Below are 15,148 nucleotides of genomic sequence, written 5' to 3'. Positions count from 1 at the left end.
AATCCCCCACAACAAGGAGATACACAAAATATAGGCTGGTCTTCCCAGGCCTTTCATTTCCATGGCTCCTTGCCTGCCTCTCTGGACAGTATTAAAGGATTGATTCGATTAGTCACAATTATAGCAAATTATAGATGGATTTACAAGAAAAATAACAGATGATACACCCAAATCCCCCAAAAAGTAATATTCATACGTTTTAGCGACAGGGTTGAAAATAGCGACTTTGAGCCAAAAAAGAGGCTGGGACAAAAGTCCTAGCCTCTCAATTATTTTTGGATTGTCGAGCAAGACGCAGTGGTTGAGTGGACTCTACTACACTGATTTCATCAGCTTTTACAGCCCTACTCAACTGTGCGGAGGTGGGACGACGAAATCGAATTCTAACGAATTACCGATTTCTGTCCCATTCTCTCTTTGGACAAAGTCGTCCATCCAATTACTGTTTACCAGACTGTTCCATATTCCAGAAGTCGGTTACAGCACCACGTGATGCTGAAGAAACGATGTGGGCGTATTTACCCAGAACCCCACGGCTATACAGTGGTGGCAAGGTTGTTTCAGCTTTCCGTTTCGCCAACTCTTCGTCTGAGACGTGCATGGTGATTTCTTTGGTATCTTGGTCAACTGTTACCAGATCCCCTGTGTGGAGGTAGGCGATTGGGCCACCGACCTGAGCTTCAGGCGCGATATGTCCAACAACGAGACCATAAGTACCACCAGAGAAGCGTCCGTCTGTCAAGAGGGCCACCTTGTCCCCTTGACCTTTCCCAACGATCATGGATGACAAGGATAGCATTTCTGGCATACCAGGACCACCCTTAGGACCTACGAAGCGGACAACAACAACGTCGCCATCCACGATTTCATCCGAAAGAACCGCTTCAATGGCAGCTTCTTCGGAGTCAAAGACCTTAGCAGGACCCGTGATGTTACGAACTTTCACACCTGATACTTTAGCAACCGCCCCTTCTGGAGCCAAGTTCCCTTTCAAGATGATCAATGGACCATCCGCACGTTTCGGATTTTCAAGTGGCATGATGACTTTTTGACCCGGTGTCAAATCAGCGAAGGCTTCCAAGTTCTCAGCTACTGTTTTACCAGTACAGGTGATGCGATCCCCATGAAGGAAACCATTCTTAAGAAGGTATTTCATGACAGCTGGCACACCACCGACATTATAAAGGTCTTGGAAGACGTATTGACCAGAAGGTTTCAAGTCTGCCAAGTGAGGCACACGCTCTTGGAAATCATTGAAGTCTTCCAGCGTCAAGTCAACGTTAGCTGCGTGAGCGATCGCAAGCAAGTGCAGAGTCGCATTGGTGGAACCACCGAGCGCCATTGTGACAGTGATGGCATCTTCAAAGGCTTCACGGGTCAAGATGTCAGATGGCTTCAGTCCCATTTCAAGCATCTTGACAACAGCACGACCTGCTTCTTCGATATCGGCCTTCTTATCTGCTGATTCAGCAGGGTGAGAAGAGGAGCCAGGAAGACTCATCCCAAGGACCTCGATCGCTGTCGCCATGGTGTTGGCCGTATACATACCACCACAGCCACCAGGGCCAGGGCAGGCATTACATTCCAGTTGCTTCACTTCTTCAGCAGTCATATCACCGTGGTTCCATTTCCCGATCCCTTCGAAAACAGAAACCAAGTCGATATCCTTGCCGTTCAGATTACCAGGAGCAATGGTACCACCATAAGCGAAGATCGCAGGGATATCCATATTGGCAATGGCAATCATCGAACCAGGCATGTTCTTGTCACAACCCCCGATGGCTACAAAGGCATCCACGTTGTGACCGCCCATAGCCGCTTCGATAGAGTCCGCAATGATATCACGAGACGTCAAGGAGAAGCGCATACCAGGAGTCCCCATAGCGATCCCGTCCGCAACCGTAATGGTTCCAAATTGGACCGGCCAAGCTCCCGCATCTTTTACACCTTCTTTGGCCAATTTTCCAAAATCATGAAGGTGCATGTTACAAGGCGTGTTTTCAGCCCAAGTAGAAATCACCCCTACGATTGGTTTTTCAAAGCTTTCATCGGTCATTCCCGTCGCGCGAAGCATGGCACGGTTGGGAGATTTTACCATGCTATCGTAGACACTACTACGATGGCGTTTGTCTAATTCTGTCATGTCATTCCTCTCGTTTCATTTTTTACCATTATAGCATAAAAGAAGGCCCAAAGGCAGATCCAAACTTTGAGATTAACTATGGAGAAGCAAGTTTTTCCAAAAATTTCATTTTTTTTGTCAAGTAACTTTACTTTACAAAAAAGTTTTGTTATACTGTTAAAGTTGATGAAAATCAAACCTAATTGAATTTATATCTTAAAAGGAGAAAAACGAAATGGCAGTACCTGCACGTCGCACATCAAAAGCGAAGAAAAACAAACGTCGTACGCACTACAAAGTAACAGCTCCATCTGTAAACTTTGACGAAGCAACTGGAGATTACTCACGTTCACACCGTGTATCACTTAAAGGATACTACAAAGGACGTAAGATCGCTAAAGCTGCATCAGCTGAATAATAGAAGGGAGATACCATGCGCGTAAATATTACACTTGAACACAAAGAATCTGGTGAACGCTTGTACCTTACTTCTAAAAACAAACGTAACACTCCAGACCGTCTTCAATTGAAGAAATACTCACCAAAACTTCGCAAACACGTTGTGTTTACAGAAGTGAAATAGGGGTTCACTACACGTCAATAGACGTTAAAAACCTTGATTTTAAGCAATTTTTGAAATTTCAAATTTCACTACATTGCAATATAAATCAATCGAATCACTACCTTTTTCACTACCTTTTTTGAAATAAAAATAATGATTCGGATATTTAAAAGAAGAGGAACTTTAGTGTGAAGCTCCTCTTTTTGTTATTTGTTCTTTTACTTATAAATAGTAACATTTGGTTTGGAAAGTATGGGTTTTCAGTTGGGTTAAAAACAGGGGAATATTTTTAGTTCTGTAAGTATTAATCTATACGCTTACATATATCTTTTGCTCTCTATCCTTTAGGTGAAAATACCGATTTTATGGTATAATAAGGATAACTCTATATAAGGAGGTGTGCCATGACTCTTGATGTGAATAAAGAAGAATTAACAATTTTAGGAATTCCCTTTGATAACTTTTCAGATTTTGATACTGTCTGGTATGCTATTGGGTCATCAATGATTGAAAATTATGAACCTACTGTTCAAGATGTGATTGATTTAAAAACTTATGTTATCAACAAACGAAAGGAATTGAATATTGGTTAAAAATCAATACGAAGGCTATGAGTACATTGACCCCAATCACCAATATACCTATCCAAATTCTACAGTCTTAATCAACAAACAAAATATTACAAATATTGAAGAAGCCTATCGGAATGAGCATTTATTCGTTACTAAAAGGCTTGCAGACTTGCGCTTGAAAACCATTGAAGTATATTCCATTAGTGATATTTTAGCCATTCATAAATATTTATTTCAAGATGTCTATGCTTGGGCGGGGCAATTTCGCAAGGTGAATATCTCAAAAAATGGGAATCCTTTTATGTCAATACAATCTTTCAGTACTGCCCAAGTATATATAAACCGCCTTATTCATACCTATTATCAAACTGCTAATTCAAAAGATGGGATTATTAAACAATTAGCAAAAATTCTTGATAATCTTAATTATTTCCATCCCTTCCGAGAAGGTAATGGACGAACTCAACGAGAAGTTATTCGTTCCTTAGCACTGTCAAAAGGATATTCTGCACAAATACGTGTGGAGCAAGATGACGAGGTTTACAATCTTTATATGGACGGAACAGTCTATGGAGATTTAAGAAAGTTAGAAGAACTACTTGGTAAAATACTGGAAAAATTGTAAATTAGTCTACAAAAATACTTCTATATTTTTAAATATCCTAAATATCACAGAAAATTATAACTTACCAAGGTTTAAATCATAATAGATAGACAAAAAGCTTCTGAAATCTAACATTTCAGAAGCTTTTTTCTTGTCATAAAATGGCTACAACTATTATTATTCAATACATATTATATCTATTTATTAAAATAATTAATAATTAAGTAGTGGTCCGCTAAGATGAAATTCAAAATTTGTAACATCAACTAAACCAACAACTTTGTCACTTTGATATAATTCCATCAAAAATTGTGCCATCTCTTCACTTGTGTGATATTTAGCAAAATGCTCATCATAATCATATTCTTTAGAATCTGTAGCAACTTGACCGAATTCCGTTTTTGTGGCAGCTGGAGCTAAAACCTTAGCTTTTAATTGATGTTGATTTGCCTCTAGTTCCAATGCCAAGCCTTCTGTAAAAGCACTGACATAAAATTTACTTGCACAGTATGTAACTGCATTTGGAACCAACATGTATCCGCCTCTAGATGATAAGTTAATCAATTGAGCGCCTTTACAATCTTTATAATCTCTCACATATAGAGTTGATAGAATTGTTAAAGCTTCAATGTTTAGATGGATTAATGTTATTATCTTTTCTAAATCTTGAGATTCAACCTTATCATAATTTCCAAAACCAGCATTATTTATTAGCGTAGTAATGTGATATTTTTTCAAGCTTTCATAAAGAGCAAAAACATTACTGGACTTCGATAAATCAACAACTTTAATAACAACATCTAAATCCGGATAATGGTTCAAAATATCTTGCTTCAATTTTTCTAGTCGTTCTTGACGCCGAGCAATTAAAATAAGATTCGTTCCTAATTTTGCAAATTGTCTTGCTGTCTCCGCTCCTATACCAGCACTGGCTCCAGTAATACAAGTATAATTCTTCGTTTGTTCCATACTATTTTCTCCTTTACAGATTGCTATTTGCATTTTTTATAAGAGTCGCTGCTCCCATCAAGGTTCTTGACAGCCTTATCACTAAGCCCCTTTGGAGCTCTCTATTCCTTCAAACCAATTTTTCGTCTATATGGTATTACCTCCTCTCCTAGCTTTATATCAAATTCCTTTGATGCTATGTATTTTACATAGTAAAGTGCACTTTATGTCAAGAGAAAACTGAAAATTTCTTGATTTTTTAAAAATTATGCTAAAATAATAAAAAAAGGGGGGAAAAATATTATGGCTCACTATTCTATTGGAGAATTTGCTAAAAAAACTGGACTTTCTATTTCCACACTTCGATACTATGAGCAAGAAAAATTGATTTACTCACACAGAGAAGAAAATAATCGTAGATACTATGATGACTCTGATATAGCGTGGACTCAATTCATTATTAGATTAAAAAAGACGGGAATGTCTATTAAAAATATGCAAGAATACGCTGACCTAAGATATAAAGGAGACTCCACAATTCCTCAACGACTTAGACTACTATTTTTTCAACTTGATGAACTTCATAAGCAACAAACTGAAATTAACAAACATATTGATTTTCTTGAAAAGAAAATTAAAACTTATTTAGGTATTAATCCTAATTAGCACCATTATTATTTTCTTTATCCAAAAAAGGGATTGAAAACAAAATTTCAATCCCTTCAGAACGAAGACAAACGTTATTTTTGGCGTTTGTTTTTTTGTATTTTCAAAAATATTTTGTTTCATCATTTGATATTCTATCCAAAAACCGGATTTAGAACAAAATAAAAATAGATAGCAAATATCCCTTTTTATTACTACAATTTAAAGAAAAATAATTCTTCTTATTAACAACTATTGTAGAAAGAATTTCTTTAAATCAAAAAACTATGGTTCAACTATTTTAATTAAATAATACTTTTATATATTTTAACTTTATGTTTAAAAGATTCTATTCCACCTTCAAGATAATCAACAATATCACTGTTCAACAGGTAAGAAATTCCCTACAATAATCCCTACAATTCTAGGATCTTCATCATACGAAAGAAAAATATCTTTATAGTTTGGATTGATAGAAACCAGTCTTAAGCCATGCTCCTCTCGATAAACTCGTTTAATATAAGTCTGGCTATTGCAGACTACGGCATAAACTGCTCCATCATAATCAAATCCTGTCTCACGAATGAGAGCCACAGAGCCATTTTGATATTTGGGCTCCATTGAGTCACCAGAAATCCATGAGGCGAAATCATGGGCTAGTTCTTCATGAAAATAAACAGTATCATAGTTCTGATCGTTATACACCGATGAACCGATACCGGCAGACATTTTTTCGTAAACATGGTATTCGTATAGTTTTTCTGATAGCGAAACAACATTCTTACATTGTTCTTTTTGAACCAAGTTTCTAACATAATTAAGTGCTTGATCCTTAGCTTTATCTGATAAAATATTATATAGTCGGGCAATTTCAAGCTCTGTAAAATAGCCTTTTGGAGCATTTAGAATCTGCTCCAAAAGCTTTATTTTTTCTCTAGATGGTTGTTTTATTCCGCGTTCCCATGCAGAATAGGCTTGGTAGGTAATACCCAGTTGATCTGCAATATCTTTTTGAGTCATTTTTAGCTCTTTTCTGCGAGCCTTTAGTTTTTCTGGTTGGTACATCGTTTTCCTCACATTAATAGTAATTTCAATTCAGCTTTTTGTTTTGCCTCTTTATCTGTTAGCTTATTTTTATCCCAAACATAAGCTATAGATTTTCCTTTGTCATAAATGAGCCATACTTTTAAATTGTCACGGCAAGCCTTTATTGTTTTCCAATTCTCTAGATTTAGAAGTTCTGGATACTCTTGACTAGTAACGAAACCTCTTTTGCTCACTGCTGGCTCTATCTTATTAATTAGAGAAGTCTGGTAGTTGTTAAACTCCTTTATAATATGTTCTTTTATGCTATGAAACAAAAGGAGAAGTGTGGCATTTTGTCCATCAATATAAGCATCGATCGCCTGTTTAATGGTATTTTCTTTTCCAGGATAATATTCCCTAAGAAGGTCTAAAAGGCGAAAGAACAATGCCTGTTTTGAAACATCTAGGCTATTTTGAATGTGTTGAAAGGTGTCGCAACTATAATAAATCTTCGACAACAAAACAATGTCAGGCATTAATACTACAGCAGAGAAAATATTCGCTTCTCGCTCTAGTAGGTTCTCCTGATTATCAATAGATTCTGCAAAATAATTACCTTCATGCTCTAGGATAAAATGTCCTAGCTCATGACACAGCGTAAAATTTTGCTTCACAATGGGATTATCCTTTTCATAAGAAAAACTAATACCTAATTTATCAATAACAGTTAATCCTTCAATCTTGTGATTTGAGAAGTGGTGACTAATTACTTGAATTTGATATTTTTGAATACAATATTGAAAGAAGTAGTTGAAATTATAATTTAGTAATGAAATATCATGATCCTTCATGTATTGGTATAACATATGTTTTGTAGACTTACTTATTCTTGTATACAATTCATCCAAAGAATGGTACCTCCTTTAAGTATAAATTACAAAACTAAACTATTTTGGTTGAGTTTATTATATAAAAAAAGTGGATGGGTGTCCACCTTTTTTATATTACGTTAAATATATAGACATAGTCTGATTATTTCTTTTGTTTTTTTACTAAAGCTGAAAGAGCGATACCTCCAAAAGTCAGCAACGCACCTCCAATTTTATTTCTGTGTTCTCTATAAAATCTTTCGTGCTCTCCACAGAATTTTGCTTTTGGAGAGTATACTTCTTTATTACATCTAAGGTATTTACATGTTTTAACTTTCTCTTCTTTCATTCGTATCTTCCTCTACTAATAATGTTTCTGAATGGTTAACCAATGTATTGATATTTTCTGAAATACTCTGTGTCAAATTTATAAAAGTGTTGCTATTTCCTTTTGTAAAATTATCAATTTTCCAAGCTAAACTTTTTCCATCATATTTAGGCTCAAGTAAAGTTTGCTCAGTAAAAGCTTTGTAATTGCTTAACACAGCTATAACAGACTCATGTTCCTCTAATACCGTATAAGCAACAACATTTAACTGCATTGCAGATGATAGGTAACTAATTGATTGTTGAAGTAGAATGTTTATTCTATTAGCGTCTGTTTGTTTTGTTTTGAGATTGGTAAAATCTATACTATCAGTGTAAATTGACATCATTAGTTTTGCAATAGTATTGTTATTTTCTTTAATTGCTGACAGTAGTAATTCTTTTTTTAATTGCTCATTTCTGGTTGCTAAGGCCTCTACAATTAGTTGGCGAGCACTGAAAAATCCTGAAAATCTATCATTGTATTGCCCTTGTTCTACGCGGATAACTAGTTCATTTAAGCTTTCAATTTGTTCTGAGATAGAGGCTAGTTGCCCTTGTATTGCAGAAAGCTCAGGAAGATTTCCTAACTCTTTGACAGCCTTTTTCTCTAAGGTTACACTACTTTTAATTTTTCCAGTTTTAGTATCTTTTAATACTGCATAGGTCTCGCCTGTTTTTTTTCGTATACCATAACTCCATTCTCCCGATTTTAACTTTTCTTTTGCAACTTCAGATAATTTTGCAACGTATTCTACATTGTCATTATCATTCTTTTCAACAAGCTTTTTTAATAATTTAGCTTCAGGAATATGAGTAAATAAATTATTTCTAATCTTATTAGCAACTACTAAAGAGGCTTCTTTTTGCAGTGGAGTTAATGAATATGATTGGAAATCATAGTTGTATAATTCCTTTTTTCTGACATCAACTTCAAAATGCTCAATTTTTGGTATTTCAATTTCAAAACTTTCCATACTTTAATCTCCATTTTTGGAACTTTAATTTAAAGTTCTATAGTTTGAATTGTTTCTAGATCTTTGGTAACGATCGCAGTATCAAATCGTATTTCAAATAAAACTAAAGATTCCCCTGCAAATTCAATAGTATTTTTGTAACCTGGTACTTTAGCAATAAACTGGTCCGCCACTTCAAAAATAGTTCTGGTACTTTTTTGAACTAAGCCCTTAGCTTTTACGTGTTCATTCCCAGAGTGTGGAATTGTAGTAAATGCAATATGAGAGTTTGATTCCATTTCCTTAATCTTATCATTACCTTTGAAAGATGAGAAGTAGAGTATATTATTGGTTGAATCAAAAATAAAATTGACTATTCTTACATTTGGAATATCGTTTACAGATGTCGCTAAGGCTATTTCTTTTTGTTCAGACATTATTTTCAAAAATTCTTTTTTTACATCCATTTATAAAACACTCCTTTTAATCAATGAAGTTATCAAACAAAAAAGGCTAATTTTTAGTTTACTTGTTTTCTTCAAATGCTTTTTTTCTCTTTTCCATAAACTCAATCAGTTCTTTTTTGAAGATTTCTTTTTCTTTCTCAGTTAAACCTTTTGAATTCATACGGAAAAGCAATTCAATATTATCTAGTTCATCTGATTTTTCTTCTGAGTTTCCTACTAAATAGTCAACTGATACATTTAAAATTTGTGCAATTTTAACGAGATTTTCTTGCGTTGGTTTTTTGACGCCACGCTCCCATGAAGCATATGCCTGTTGGGAAATACTTAGTTTTTCAGCTATTTGAGCTTGTGTTAGTTTTACTTGTTTCCTTAGTGTTTTCAAGCGTTCTGCGAATTCCATATGTGACCTCAAAAAATTATTTTAAAATTTTGCAGAAAATCGTTGACATATACAACCAACAGTTGTATAATATAACCAACAACTGATAGTTGTATAGCGATTGAAAATAATAACCTTATCTTCAAGGCTAAATCACGATCATTGACAATTAAATAAAAAGTGCGTCTGACAACCAGAGGACTGATCATCAGAACAACACATAAACTTCGTACCTTTATTGTAAATGTTTTGATAAGAAAAGTCAAGTCCGTTTTATGGTTGAAGTGAAGATAGAAAACAAGATTCAATTCTTGTGGGCTTCCACGCATTTCGGACTTTCGCACTTTTCCGAATAGTAAAGTGAACTGGCTTCGCCAAAGGGCGTAAGAGAATCCCTTGGGTATGATCATGACTACCTAAAGAGATTGGCTGGGAAAGCGATGGTAATTCACGCAAAGCACCTTGCTAAACGTTGCCACCGTGAAGGAGGGATCCTTCAACCAAATAACTTTTCTTTACTGCTGTCTATCTAATTAGATAGACCTACTCTCAAGCTACTAAGTTCTTTCCTTTTTTCACTTAGTAGCTTTTTTACTTATTACAATAAAGGAGAATGATATGACAAACTTTTTTCGCACTACAATGTAAACGACTCTATGATAACTATGAATTTACCTATGGCATGTTTAGCGAATCTGATAAACTACAGGCTAAACTCTATGCTCAAGCTCAAATTGATTTAGACCATCTCGCAGATGCTGCTCGTAGAAATGGCTATGCTCATGGGGATATTCAATTTTATAGTCGTATGTTTAAACGCAAACTATTTACCCACTATTACTCAAGAGTGAAGCAATTAGCTTAACTCTTTTTATTTTACACTCAGAAAGGAAAAACTTATGATCTCAGAAACACTTAAAATGAAACCAGAATTTATTGGCCCTGCTTACTACGAACGTTTGGGAAATGCTCCTAAATTTATTTTTGGAAAAGAAGGTAAATACCAACGTCATATTCTAAACAGCGCAGAGCACGGAGCCTTCCATGTCATCACACCAGCTTCTACAACGGTATTCCCTGAAGATGCTCTAGTAGAAGCAGTTAACCCAATCTTTTTCCCAGACACTGCACTAAATGGCAATAATGTTGCACCTTATCTCAATGTCTTTGCGGAAAAATTGGTAATCAAAAAATAAGAAATAAAAGGAGAAAATCACATGGCTAAAATTGGATTAAACTACGGAGAAAAACTACAAATTGCTGACAAGACTTATCGTGTTATTACAGATGGACTAGATGTCCCAGCTGTCCTTGGAAAACTGTCTTTCCGAGGCATTGAGGGTCCTGATATCATCTTTGAAGTGGATCGCTCACAACGGAATCCTGATGGATCATTTGTACAGGTCAATACAGGTGAGATCCGTGGAATTGTTGTAGGGATTCACTCTTCTGTCCAGCACGAAACACTCTTTTTCACTATCGCAGATATGTCTGAGTCTGAAATTGAAGATTTGGGCATTAAATACCGTGAAGAAGTTGAATTGGAAGATATTGTTATCACCCATACCCACGTCAATCGTAATGATATCTATAAGCTCTTTGCTTCTAAAATCAAGAAAAAAACTGGAGGCGCACCGACTAAAGAAAACAAACCAGTAGAAAATAAGAAGGAAAACTAGGAGGTGATGCAGAATGAAACTCTTTACCTATCGTGGAAAAAGAGTTCGAGTTTTTCATCGTAAACTAAAGGGAATCACATGGTTTATCTGGTGGTTTCCTTTTTTGTTGGCTATTAGTTACTACAGCTACTTACATTTAGAAGAATTAAAAGTTCATCCCTTACCCCAAGGATATTTTCTAGGAGCTGGGCTTCTCTTTTCTTTAATCTTCTCTTGGTTTATCAATCGAGTTTGCTACAGGAAGATGCTCTTTTTTCAAAAGCTAAACAGCCTTCGAATTCTTTCTCGTTTTTTGCTAGAGAATAACCTCTATCTAGTTAAAAAGGTCAGACGTGAAAACAAGATCATTGAAAAAATCACCTTACCTCAAGTGTATATCAAACAGTCTCGCTACAAGATTGAAGTGAGTTTCATTCTAGAAGGTAATAAATTCCAAGATCGCTTTTTAAACCTTGGAGCTACTCTTGAAGTCATGTTTAACGGGGACTTTCGTAATAAAACCTTTGATAACCGCTTTATCAAATATGAAATTGCTATTAATCGGATTAATAGCCGAATCACCATCGATGAAGTAAAAGTCAAGGGATCCAAACTCCAACTCATGAAAGATGTATCCTGGGATTATATCGAAGAACCTCATCTTCTCATTGGCGGTGGAACAGGTGGAGGAAAAACAGTTATTCTCATGACCATAATCTATGCACTGGCTAAAATTAGCTTTGTCGATATCTGTGATCCAAAGAATTCAGATCTAGCTGGATTAAAGAAAATTCCAGTCTTTCATGGCCGTGTTTATACTAGTAAGGAAGATATCATTAACTGTTTTAAAGAGAATGTAGAGTTCATGGAAAAACGCTATGAACGGATGTCTACTTCGCCAAAATTCCAAGCTGGGAAGAACTTTACTCACTATGATATGAAACCAAAATTCATTCTGGTGGACGAGTGGGCAGCTCTTATGGCAAAGATTGATCGTGACTATAGCCAACAGTCAGAACTCATGGAATATCTTTCACAGTTAGTTCTAGAAGGTCGTCAAGCCGGAGTCTTTATCATCTTTGCTATGCAACGGCCCGATGGTGAATTTATTAAAACTGCTCTTCGGGATAATTTTATGAAGCGTCTCTCCGTCGGTCATTTAGAATCAACAGGATATGACATGATGTTTGGAGATGCCAATAAAACCAAAGAGTTCAAAAAGCTAGATGAAATTAATGGAGTCAAGGTCAAAGGACGGGGCTATATCGCAAACAACGGCGAGCAGGCTGGTGAGTTTTTCTCTCCATATGTACCGCTTGATCAAGGCTTTTCTTTCTATGATGCCTACTCTAAAATTCCCATCATGGAGTTTGAAGGAGAAGAATTCTCAGTATTTGAAGAATATAAACCACCGCTTGAAACAATTGATCCTATATATGAAGAGGAGACCATAGAAAATGAATCAAACAAACGACCACTCAAGGAATTTGCGGACGAACAAAATCTTAAAATGCCAACCTTACGCAAGATTATCTATCTCTTAACAGAACAAGGGATCATCTTTGAACGGACTGTATCCGCTATTCTAGTGGATCCTTTTCAAGAAAAACTTCTTCTTGAAATCCTCGCTCAATTTGAAGAGGGAGGACGCAGGTCTTATCCAAAAGCAGTTGAAGCGACGATTGTTCATCATGGGCTAGGACAAGGGCAAGGGCAAGCCTGACCGAAGGTCAGGCGCAGACCGTAGCCCGAAGTCTCTAGGCCATGATGAAACTTCAACCCCCGTTTTCTAATAGGGGGGTTACATTTGGCAAAAACGCCAAGTCCACCCCTCCTCATTCCTTATGGGAGTTGAGTTTTCAATTTTTATGAAGTGTGTCACTTTCGTCAAAAAAGTGTGTCACTTTGTTAGAAAGAGGTGTTGCGATGAATGGACAAGATTAGTCCTTTTCATATTAAGAATTTCAGAAAACAAACAGGACTTAGTCAAAAAGCATTTGCACAAGCTGTTGATCTACCTACAAGAACCTATCGCTCTTATGAAACAGGCGAAAGAGGACTGACAATTGATAAGTTTAGAGAACTAAAAGAAAGACTTGGTTACTATCAAGATTGCGATAAAAACAGTCTTCGGGCTCAAATCGACTATCTACGATTGACCTTTCCTCGATTAAAAGATTTAGATGCTTTCTGTGAAAACTTTCTTCACTGCCACCTAAGTGAATTTACAGACCAAGAAACCCGTCTTATGAACTATACCCACTTGTGGCAACGAGGAAACATCTGGATTTTTGATTTCTTTGATAAGTCTGTGACCAATGACTACCAAACTTGTCTTCAACTATCCGGGCAAGGATGCCGTGAGTTGGAATTGCTTCTAGAAGACAAGGGAATCACTTGGCAGATCTTTCTTCAAAACATTCTTTATTCCTATGAAGATGTTCGGGTGAAGCGACTCGATATTGCTCTAGATGAACTCTATAAGGGTTACGGTCACGAGGACGAACAAATTCAAATCCCTAAATTGATTGATAAACTCTATTCCAAAGAGATTGTTCTAGATACGATCAAGAAATGGAATATCACAGGTGGTGGATCTTTCACAGATAATGAAGACATGGAAGCGAATCACGGCTTGTCCATTTACTTTGGGAGCCGTCAAAGTCAACTCTACTTCAACTTTTATGAAAAGCGCTATGAAATTGCTAGAATGGAAAACATCTCCTTGGACGAATCCTTGGAGATTTTTGGTATCTGGAATCGCTATGAACTCCGTTTTTCAGATCAGAAAGCTCAGGGCATTGTGGAGGAATATATCAACGGTGTAGATCTCGGAGAAATCGCTAGAGGCATCGTCAATAAAGAAATCCAAGTCTATGATGGAGTTACTCGTTTTGGAGCCTATAAACCCGACGAAAAATGGCAACGGCTCTTTGGGGGTGTCGAACCCTTAAAACTCTCAACCAACCCACAACCATACAGTATTGAGCGAACCATTCGCTGGCTGACCTATCAAGTTGCTAACTCCCTTGCACTAGTCACTGAAGCAGATAAAATCCTGCAAACAGAATACATGAAGATGATTCAAAATAGTGGGGAGATCACTGATCGAGGAAAAGCCATGTTACGACTTCTCAAAGCTAATAAACAATATGAACACTAGAAAGGAAAAACGATATGGAATACAAAGTTCAAATTAATTCACTAGATAACTTTAAAGCCTGGTCTGGTGGACTAACCACCTTGAACACTGTCCGTGAACGTGGTGGAGTAGATACTCTAACCGTCATTTGTGAAGATATCTTCTCTGGGAATACACCAACAGAAGTACAAATCAATGACTGGCTCTGGTTTGATTCAGATTTTATCTACCAAGCTCTAGGCTACGATGATCTGCTTGAGGCTTCTTGAGATGCTGAAGAAGATTTATCAAGCAGACTTTCTGCTTCTTCCAGAACAAGAATTCTGGCATATGTATGTTCTCTTACGAAAAGGAAAGGACTTCTACTATGAATGCGCTGGAAGATCTACCGAAAAAGCACCAGATGCGAAAGGTTTCTATGACTATGAACATGCCTGTTTCACGCTAGATGGTCAAGTGTTGAGCGTGAATAAAAAAATGCGCCCCTCACTCATTACTTATATCCAAAAGACCATCAAAGACAATCAAGAAAAATTTAGAAAGGAAATTGAAATGGCTACTAAAACTATTTTTGAAAAGAAAGTCTCTCAAGTCACGAATGAACTGGGAGAATTACTTAAAAAGAAAGATCACAGAGAGGCTTGGACCAAGGCTGGAGAATTAAATAGTCTCCTTAAAAAAGAAGAAGCCAAAGACCTAAAACCTGACCTGATCGAACAACTCCAAACTGAGCTACGAGGCTACTATTACATTAATGGCGAGATCGAAAAAGCCAATAAGCGCCTCTATGCAAAGGGCTCAAAGCTCATTGAACTCGCTACTCTCTAAAAGG

Annotated in this window: 20 protein-coding genes; 12 read left to right on the top strand and 8 right to left on the bottom strand. The window is 36.5% G+C overall.

Annotated features, from left to right (window positions below; genetic code table 11):
• Nucleotides 1–439 precede the first annotated feature (439 nt).
• Entirely contained in the window at nt 440–2,143 is a 1,704-nt protein-coding gene (gene ilvD / locus LPB220_RS00710) for a dihydroxy-acid dehydratase (RefSeq protein WP_150905069.1), read from the bottom strand.
• Nucleotides 2,144–2,357: 214 nt separating this feature from the next.
• On the opposite strand from ilvD, the gene rpmF reads away from it, so the two are divergent.
• The 4 genes from rpmF to LPB220_RS00690 all read left to right on the top strand — a co-directional run bounded on the left by rpmF (nt 2,358) and on the right by LPB220_RS00690 (nt 3,881).
• Nucleotides 2,358–2,540: a 50S ribosomal protein L32 gene (gene rpmF, locus LPB220_RS00705; RefSeq protein ID WP_003009516.1), complete on the top strand. Its 183-nt coding sequence runs from the start codon at nt 2,358–2,360 to the stop codon at nt 2,538–2,540.
• A 15-nt stretch (nt 2,541–2,555) separates the two neighbouring features.
• Nucleotides 2,556–2,705, top strand: a complete 150-nt coding sequence (gene rpmG, locus LPB220_RS00700; protein WP_001265622.1) for a 50S ribosomal protein L33 — start codon at nt 2,556–2,558, stop codon at nt 2,703–2,705.
• Between the two features lie 383 nt (nt 2,706–3,088).
• The gene (locus LPB220_RS00695) at nt 3,089–3,277 is read left to right on the top strand and encodes a hypothetical protein (protein ID WP_000171299.1); all 189 of its coding nucleotides are present in this window, start codon (nt 3,089–3,091) and stop codon (nt 3,275–3,277) included.
• Nucleotides 3,270–3,881: a Fic/DOC family protein gene (locus LPB220_RS00690; RefSeq protein ID WP_000240414.1), complete on the top strand. Its 612-nt coding sequence runs from the start codon at nt 3,270–3,272 to the stop codon at nt 3,879–3,881. The genes LPB220_RS00695 and LPB220_RS00690 overlap by 8 nt, the downstream gene beginning before the upstream one ends.
• Nucleotides 3,882–4,073: 192 nt before the next feature.
• Here LPB220_RS00690 and LPB220_RS00685 read toward each other — a convergent pair whose 3' ends face one another.
• Nucleotides 4,074–4,829, bottom strand: coding sequence for an SDR family NAD(P)-dependent oxidoreductase (locus tag LPB220_RS00685; RefSeq protein WP_150905068.1), 756 nt, complete (start codon nt 4,827–4,829; stop codon nt 4,074–4,076).
• A 282-nt stretch (nt 4,830–5,111) separates the two neighbouring features.
• Between LPB220_RS00685 and LPB220_RS00680 the strand changes: the two genes are divergently transcribed.
• A complete protein-coding gene (locus tag LPB220_RS00680; protein ID WP_150905066.1) occupies nt 5,112–5,474 on the top strand; it encodes a MerR family transcriptional regulator in 363 nt (120 codons plus the stop codon).
• Nucleotides 5,475–5,831: 357 nt separating this feature from the next.
• Here the strand turns inward: LPB220_RS00680 and LPB220_RS00670 are convergent, their stop codons facing one another.
• From LPB220_RS00670 to LPB220_RS00645, 6 genes are all read right to left on the bottom strand, one after another.
• Nucleotides 5,832–6,518, bottom strand: coding sequence for an XRE family transcriptional regulator (locus LPB220_RS00670; protein WP_150905064.1), 687 nt, complete (start codon nt 6,516–6,518; stop codon nt 5,832–5,834).
• Nucleotides 6,519–6,526: 8 nt separating this feature from the next.
• Entirely contained in the window at nt 6,527–7,387 is an 861-nt protein-coding gene (locus tag LPB220_RS00665; RefSeq protein WP_150905062.1) for an ImmA/IrrE family metallo-endopeptidase, read from the bottom strand.
• Between the two features lie 124 nt (nt 7,388–7,511).
• Complete coding sequence (locus tag LPB220_RS00660; RefSeq protein ID WP_150905061.1) at nt 7,512–7,697, bottom strand: hypothetical protein; 186 nt, start codon at nt 7,695–7,697, stop codon at nt 7,512–7,514.
• Nucleotides 7,678–8,691: a hypothetical protein gene (locus LPB220_RS00655; protein ID WP_150905059.1), complete on the bottom strand. Its 1,014-nt coding sequence runs from the start codon at nt 8,689–8,691 to the stop codon at nt 7,678–7,680. The genes LPB220_RS00660 and LPB220_RS00655 overlap by 20 nt, the downstream gene beginning before the upstream one ends.
• A gap of 29 nt (nt 8,692–8,720) precedes the next feature.
• The gene (locus tag LPB220_RS00650) at nt 8,721–9,137 is read right to left on the bottom strand and encodes a pyridoxamine 5'-phosphate oxidase family protein (protein WP_150905057.1); all 417 of its coding nucleotides are present in this window, start codon (nt 9,135–9,137) and stop codon (nt 8,721–8,723) included.
• Nucleotides 9,138–9,195: 58 nt separating this feature from the next.
• Nucleotides 9,196–9,537 (bottom strand): helix-turn-helix domain-containing protein, encoded by a 342-nt coding sequence (locus LPB220_RS00645; protein WP_150905056.1) that lies wholly within the window; start codon nt 9,535–9,537, stop codon nt 9,196–9,198.
• A 661-nt stretch (nt 9,538–10,198) separates the two neighbouring features.
• Between LPB220_RS00645 and LPB220_RS00640 the strand changes: the two genes are divergently transcribed.
• The 7 genes from LPB220_RS00640 (at nt 10,199) to LPB220_RS00610 (ending at nt 15,144) form a co-directional block, all read left to right on the top strand.
• Nucleotides 10,199–10,381: a hypothetical protein gene (locus LPB220_RS00640; protein WP_049488287.1), complete on the top strand. Its 183-nt coding sequence runs from the start codon at nt 10,199–10,201 to the stop codon at nt 10,379–10,381.
• Between the two features lie 34 nt (nt 10,382–10,415).
• Nucleotides 10,416–10,712, top strand: coding sequence for a cytoplasmic protein (locus LPB220_RS00635; protein WP_150905054.1), 297 nt, complete (start codon nt 10,416–10,418; stop codon nt 10,710–10,712).
• A gap of 21 nt (nt 10,713–10,733) precedes the next feature.
• A complete protein-coding gene (locus LPB220_RS00630) occupies nt 10,734–11,195 on the top strand; it encodes a conjugal transfer protein (protein WP_150905052.1) in 462 nt (153 codons plus the stop codon).
• A gap of 13 nt (nt 11,196–11,208) precedes the next feature.
• Complete coding sequence (locus LPB220_RS00625) at nt 11,209–12,897, top strand: FtsK/SpoIIIE domain-containing protein (RefSeq protein ID WP_150905050.1); 1,689 nt, start codon at nt 11,209–11,211, stop codon at nt 12,895–12,897.
• Nucleotides 12,898–13,104: 207 nt separating this feature from the next.
• Nucleotides 13,105–14,337 carry a replication initiation factor domain-containing protein gene (locus LPB220_RS00620; protein ID WP_150905048.1) on the top strand — a complete coding sequence of 411 codons (1,233 nt, stop codon included), beginning with the start codon at nt 13,105–13,107 and terminating at the stop codon, nt 14,335–14,337.
• 14 nt (nt 14,338–14,351) lie between these two features.
• The gene (locus LPB220_RS00615) at nt 14,352–14,585 is read left to right on the top strand and encodes a hypothetical protein (protein ID WP_049488277.1); all 234 of its coding nucleotides are present in this window, start codon (nt 14,352–14,354) and stop codon (nt 14,583–14,585) included.
• 1 nt (nt 14,586) lies between these two features.
• Nucleotides 14,587–15,144, top strand: a complete 558-nt coding sequence (locus tag LPB220_RS00610; RefSeq protein WP_150905046.1) for a conjugal transfer protein — start codon at nt 14,587–14,589, stop codon at nt 15,142–15,144.
• The last annotated feature ends 4 nt before the right edge of the window (nt 15,145–15,148 follow it).

It is taken from the genome of Streptococcus sp. LPB0220, assembly GCF_008727815.1.
Taxonomy (GTDB): Bacteria; Bacillota; Bacilli; order Lactobacillales; family Streptococcaceae; genus Streptococcus.
This window is presented reverse-complemented; position numbering and strand designations above follow the sequence as displayed.

Excerpts from the sequence above, each read along its gene's own strand:
- LPB220_RS00685 (WP_150905068.1), bottom strand. The coding sequence starts at position 4,829 with ATGGAACAAACGAAGAATTATACTTGTATTACTGGAGCCAGTGCTGGT.
- ilvD (WP_150905069.1), bottom strand. The coding sequence starts at position 2,143 with ATGACAGAATTAGACAAACGCCATCGTAGTAGTGTCTACGATAGCATG.
- LPB220_RS00620 (WP_150905048.1), top strand. The coding sequence starts at position 13,105 with ATGGACAAGATTAGTCCTTTTCATATTAAGAATTTCAGAAAACAAACA.
- LPB220_RS00630 (WP_150905052.1), top strand. The coding sequence starts at position 10,734 with ATGGCTAAAATTGGATTAAACTACGGAGAAAAACTACAAATTGCTGAC.
- LPB220_RS00660 (WP_150905061.1), bottom strand. The coding sequence starts at position 7,697 with ATGAAAGAAGAGAAAGTTAAAACATGTAAATACCTTAGATGTAATAAA.
- rpmG (WP_001265622.1), top strand. The coding sequence starts at position 2,556 with ATGCGCGTAAATATTACACTTGAACACAAAGAATCTGGTGAACGCTTG.
- LPB220_RS00645 (WP_150905056.1), bottom strand. The coding sequence starts at position 9,537 with ATGGAATTCGCAGAACGCTTGAAAACACTAAGGAAACAAGTAAAACTA.
- LPB220_RS00650 (WP_150905057.1), bottom strand. The coding sequence starts at position 9,137 with ATGGATGTAAAAAAAGAATTTTTGAAAATAATGTCTGAACAAAAAGAA.
- LPB220_RS00680 (WP_150905066.1), top strand. The coding sequence starts at position 5,112 with ATGGCTCACTATTCTATTGGAGAATTTGCTAAAAAAACTGGACTTTCT.
- LPB220_RS00610 (WP_150905046.1), top strand. The coding sequence starts at position 14,587 with ATGCTGAAGAAGATTTATCAAGCAGACTTTCTGCTTCTTCCAGAACAA.
- LPB220_RS00695 (WP_000171299.1), top strand. The coding sequence starts at position 3,089 with ATGACTCTTGATGTGAATAAAGAAGAATTAACAATTTTAGGAATTCCC.
- LPB220_RS00670 (WP_150905064.1), bottom strand. The coding sequence starts at position 6,518 with ATGTACCAACCAGAAAAACTAAAGGCTCGCAGAAAAGAGCTAAAAATG.
- LPB220_RS00655 (WP_150905059.1), bottom strand. The coding sequence starts at position 8,691 with ATGGAAAGTTTTGAAATTGAAATACCAAAAATTGAGCATTTTGAAGTT.
- LPB220_RS00625 (WP_150905050.1), top strand. The coding sequence starts at position 11,209 with ATGAAACTCTTTACCTATCGTGGAAAAAGAGTTCGAGTTTTTCATCGT.
- LPB220_RS00635 (WP_150905054.1), top strand. The coding sequence starts at position 10,416 with ATGATCTCAGAAACACTTAAAATGAAACCAGAATTTATTGGCCCTGCT.
- rpmF (WP_003009516.1), top strand. The coding sequence starts at position 2,358 with ATGGCAGTACCTGCACGTCGCACATCAAAAGCGAAGAAAAACAAACGT.
- LPB220_RS00640 (WP_049488287.1), top strand. The coding sequence starts at position 10,199 with ATGTTTAGCGAATCTGATAAACTACAGGCTAAACTCTATGCTCAAGCT.
- LPB220_RS00615 (WP_049488277.1), top strand. The coding sequence starts at position 14,352 with ATGGAATACAAAGTTCAAATTAATTCACTAGATAACTTTAAAGCCTGG.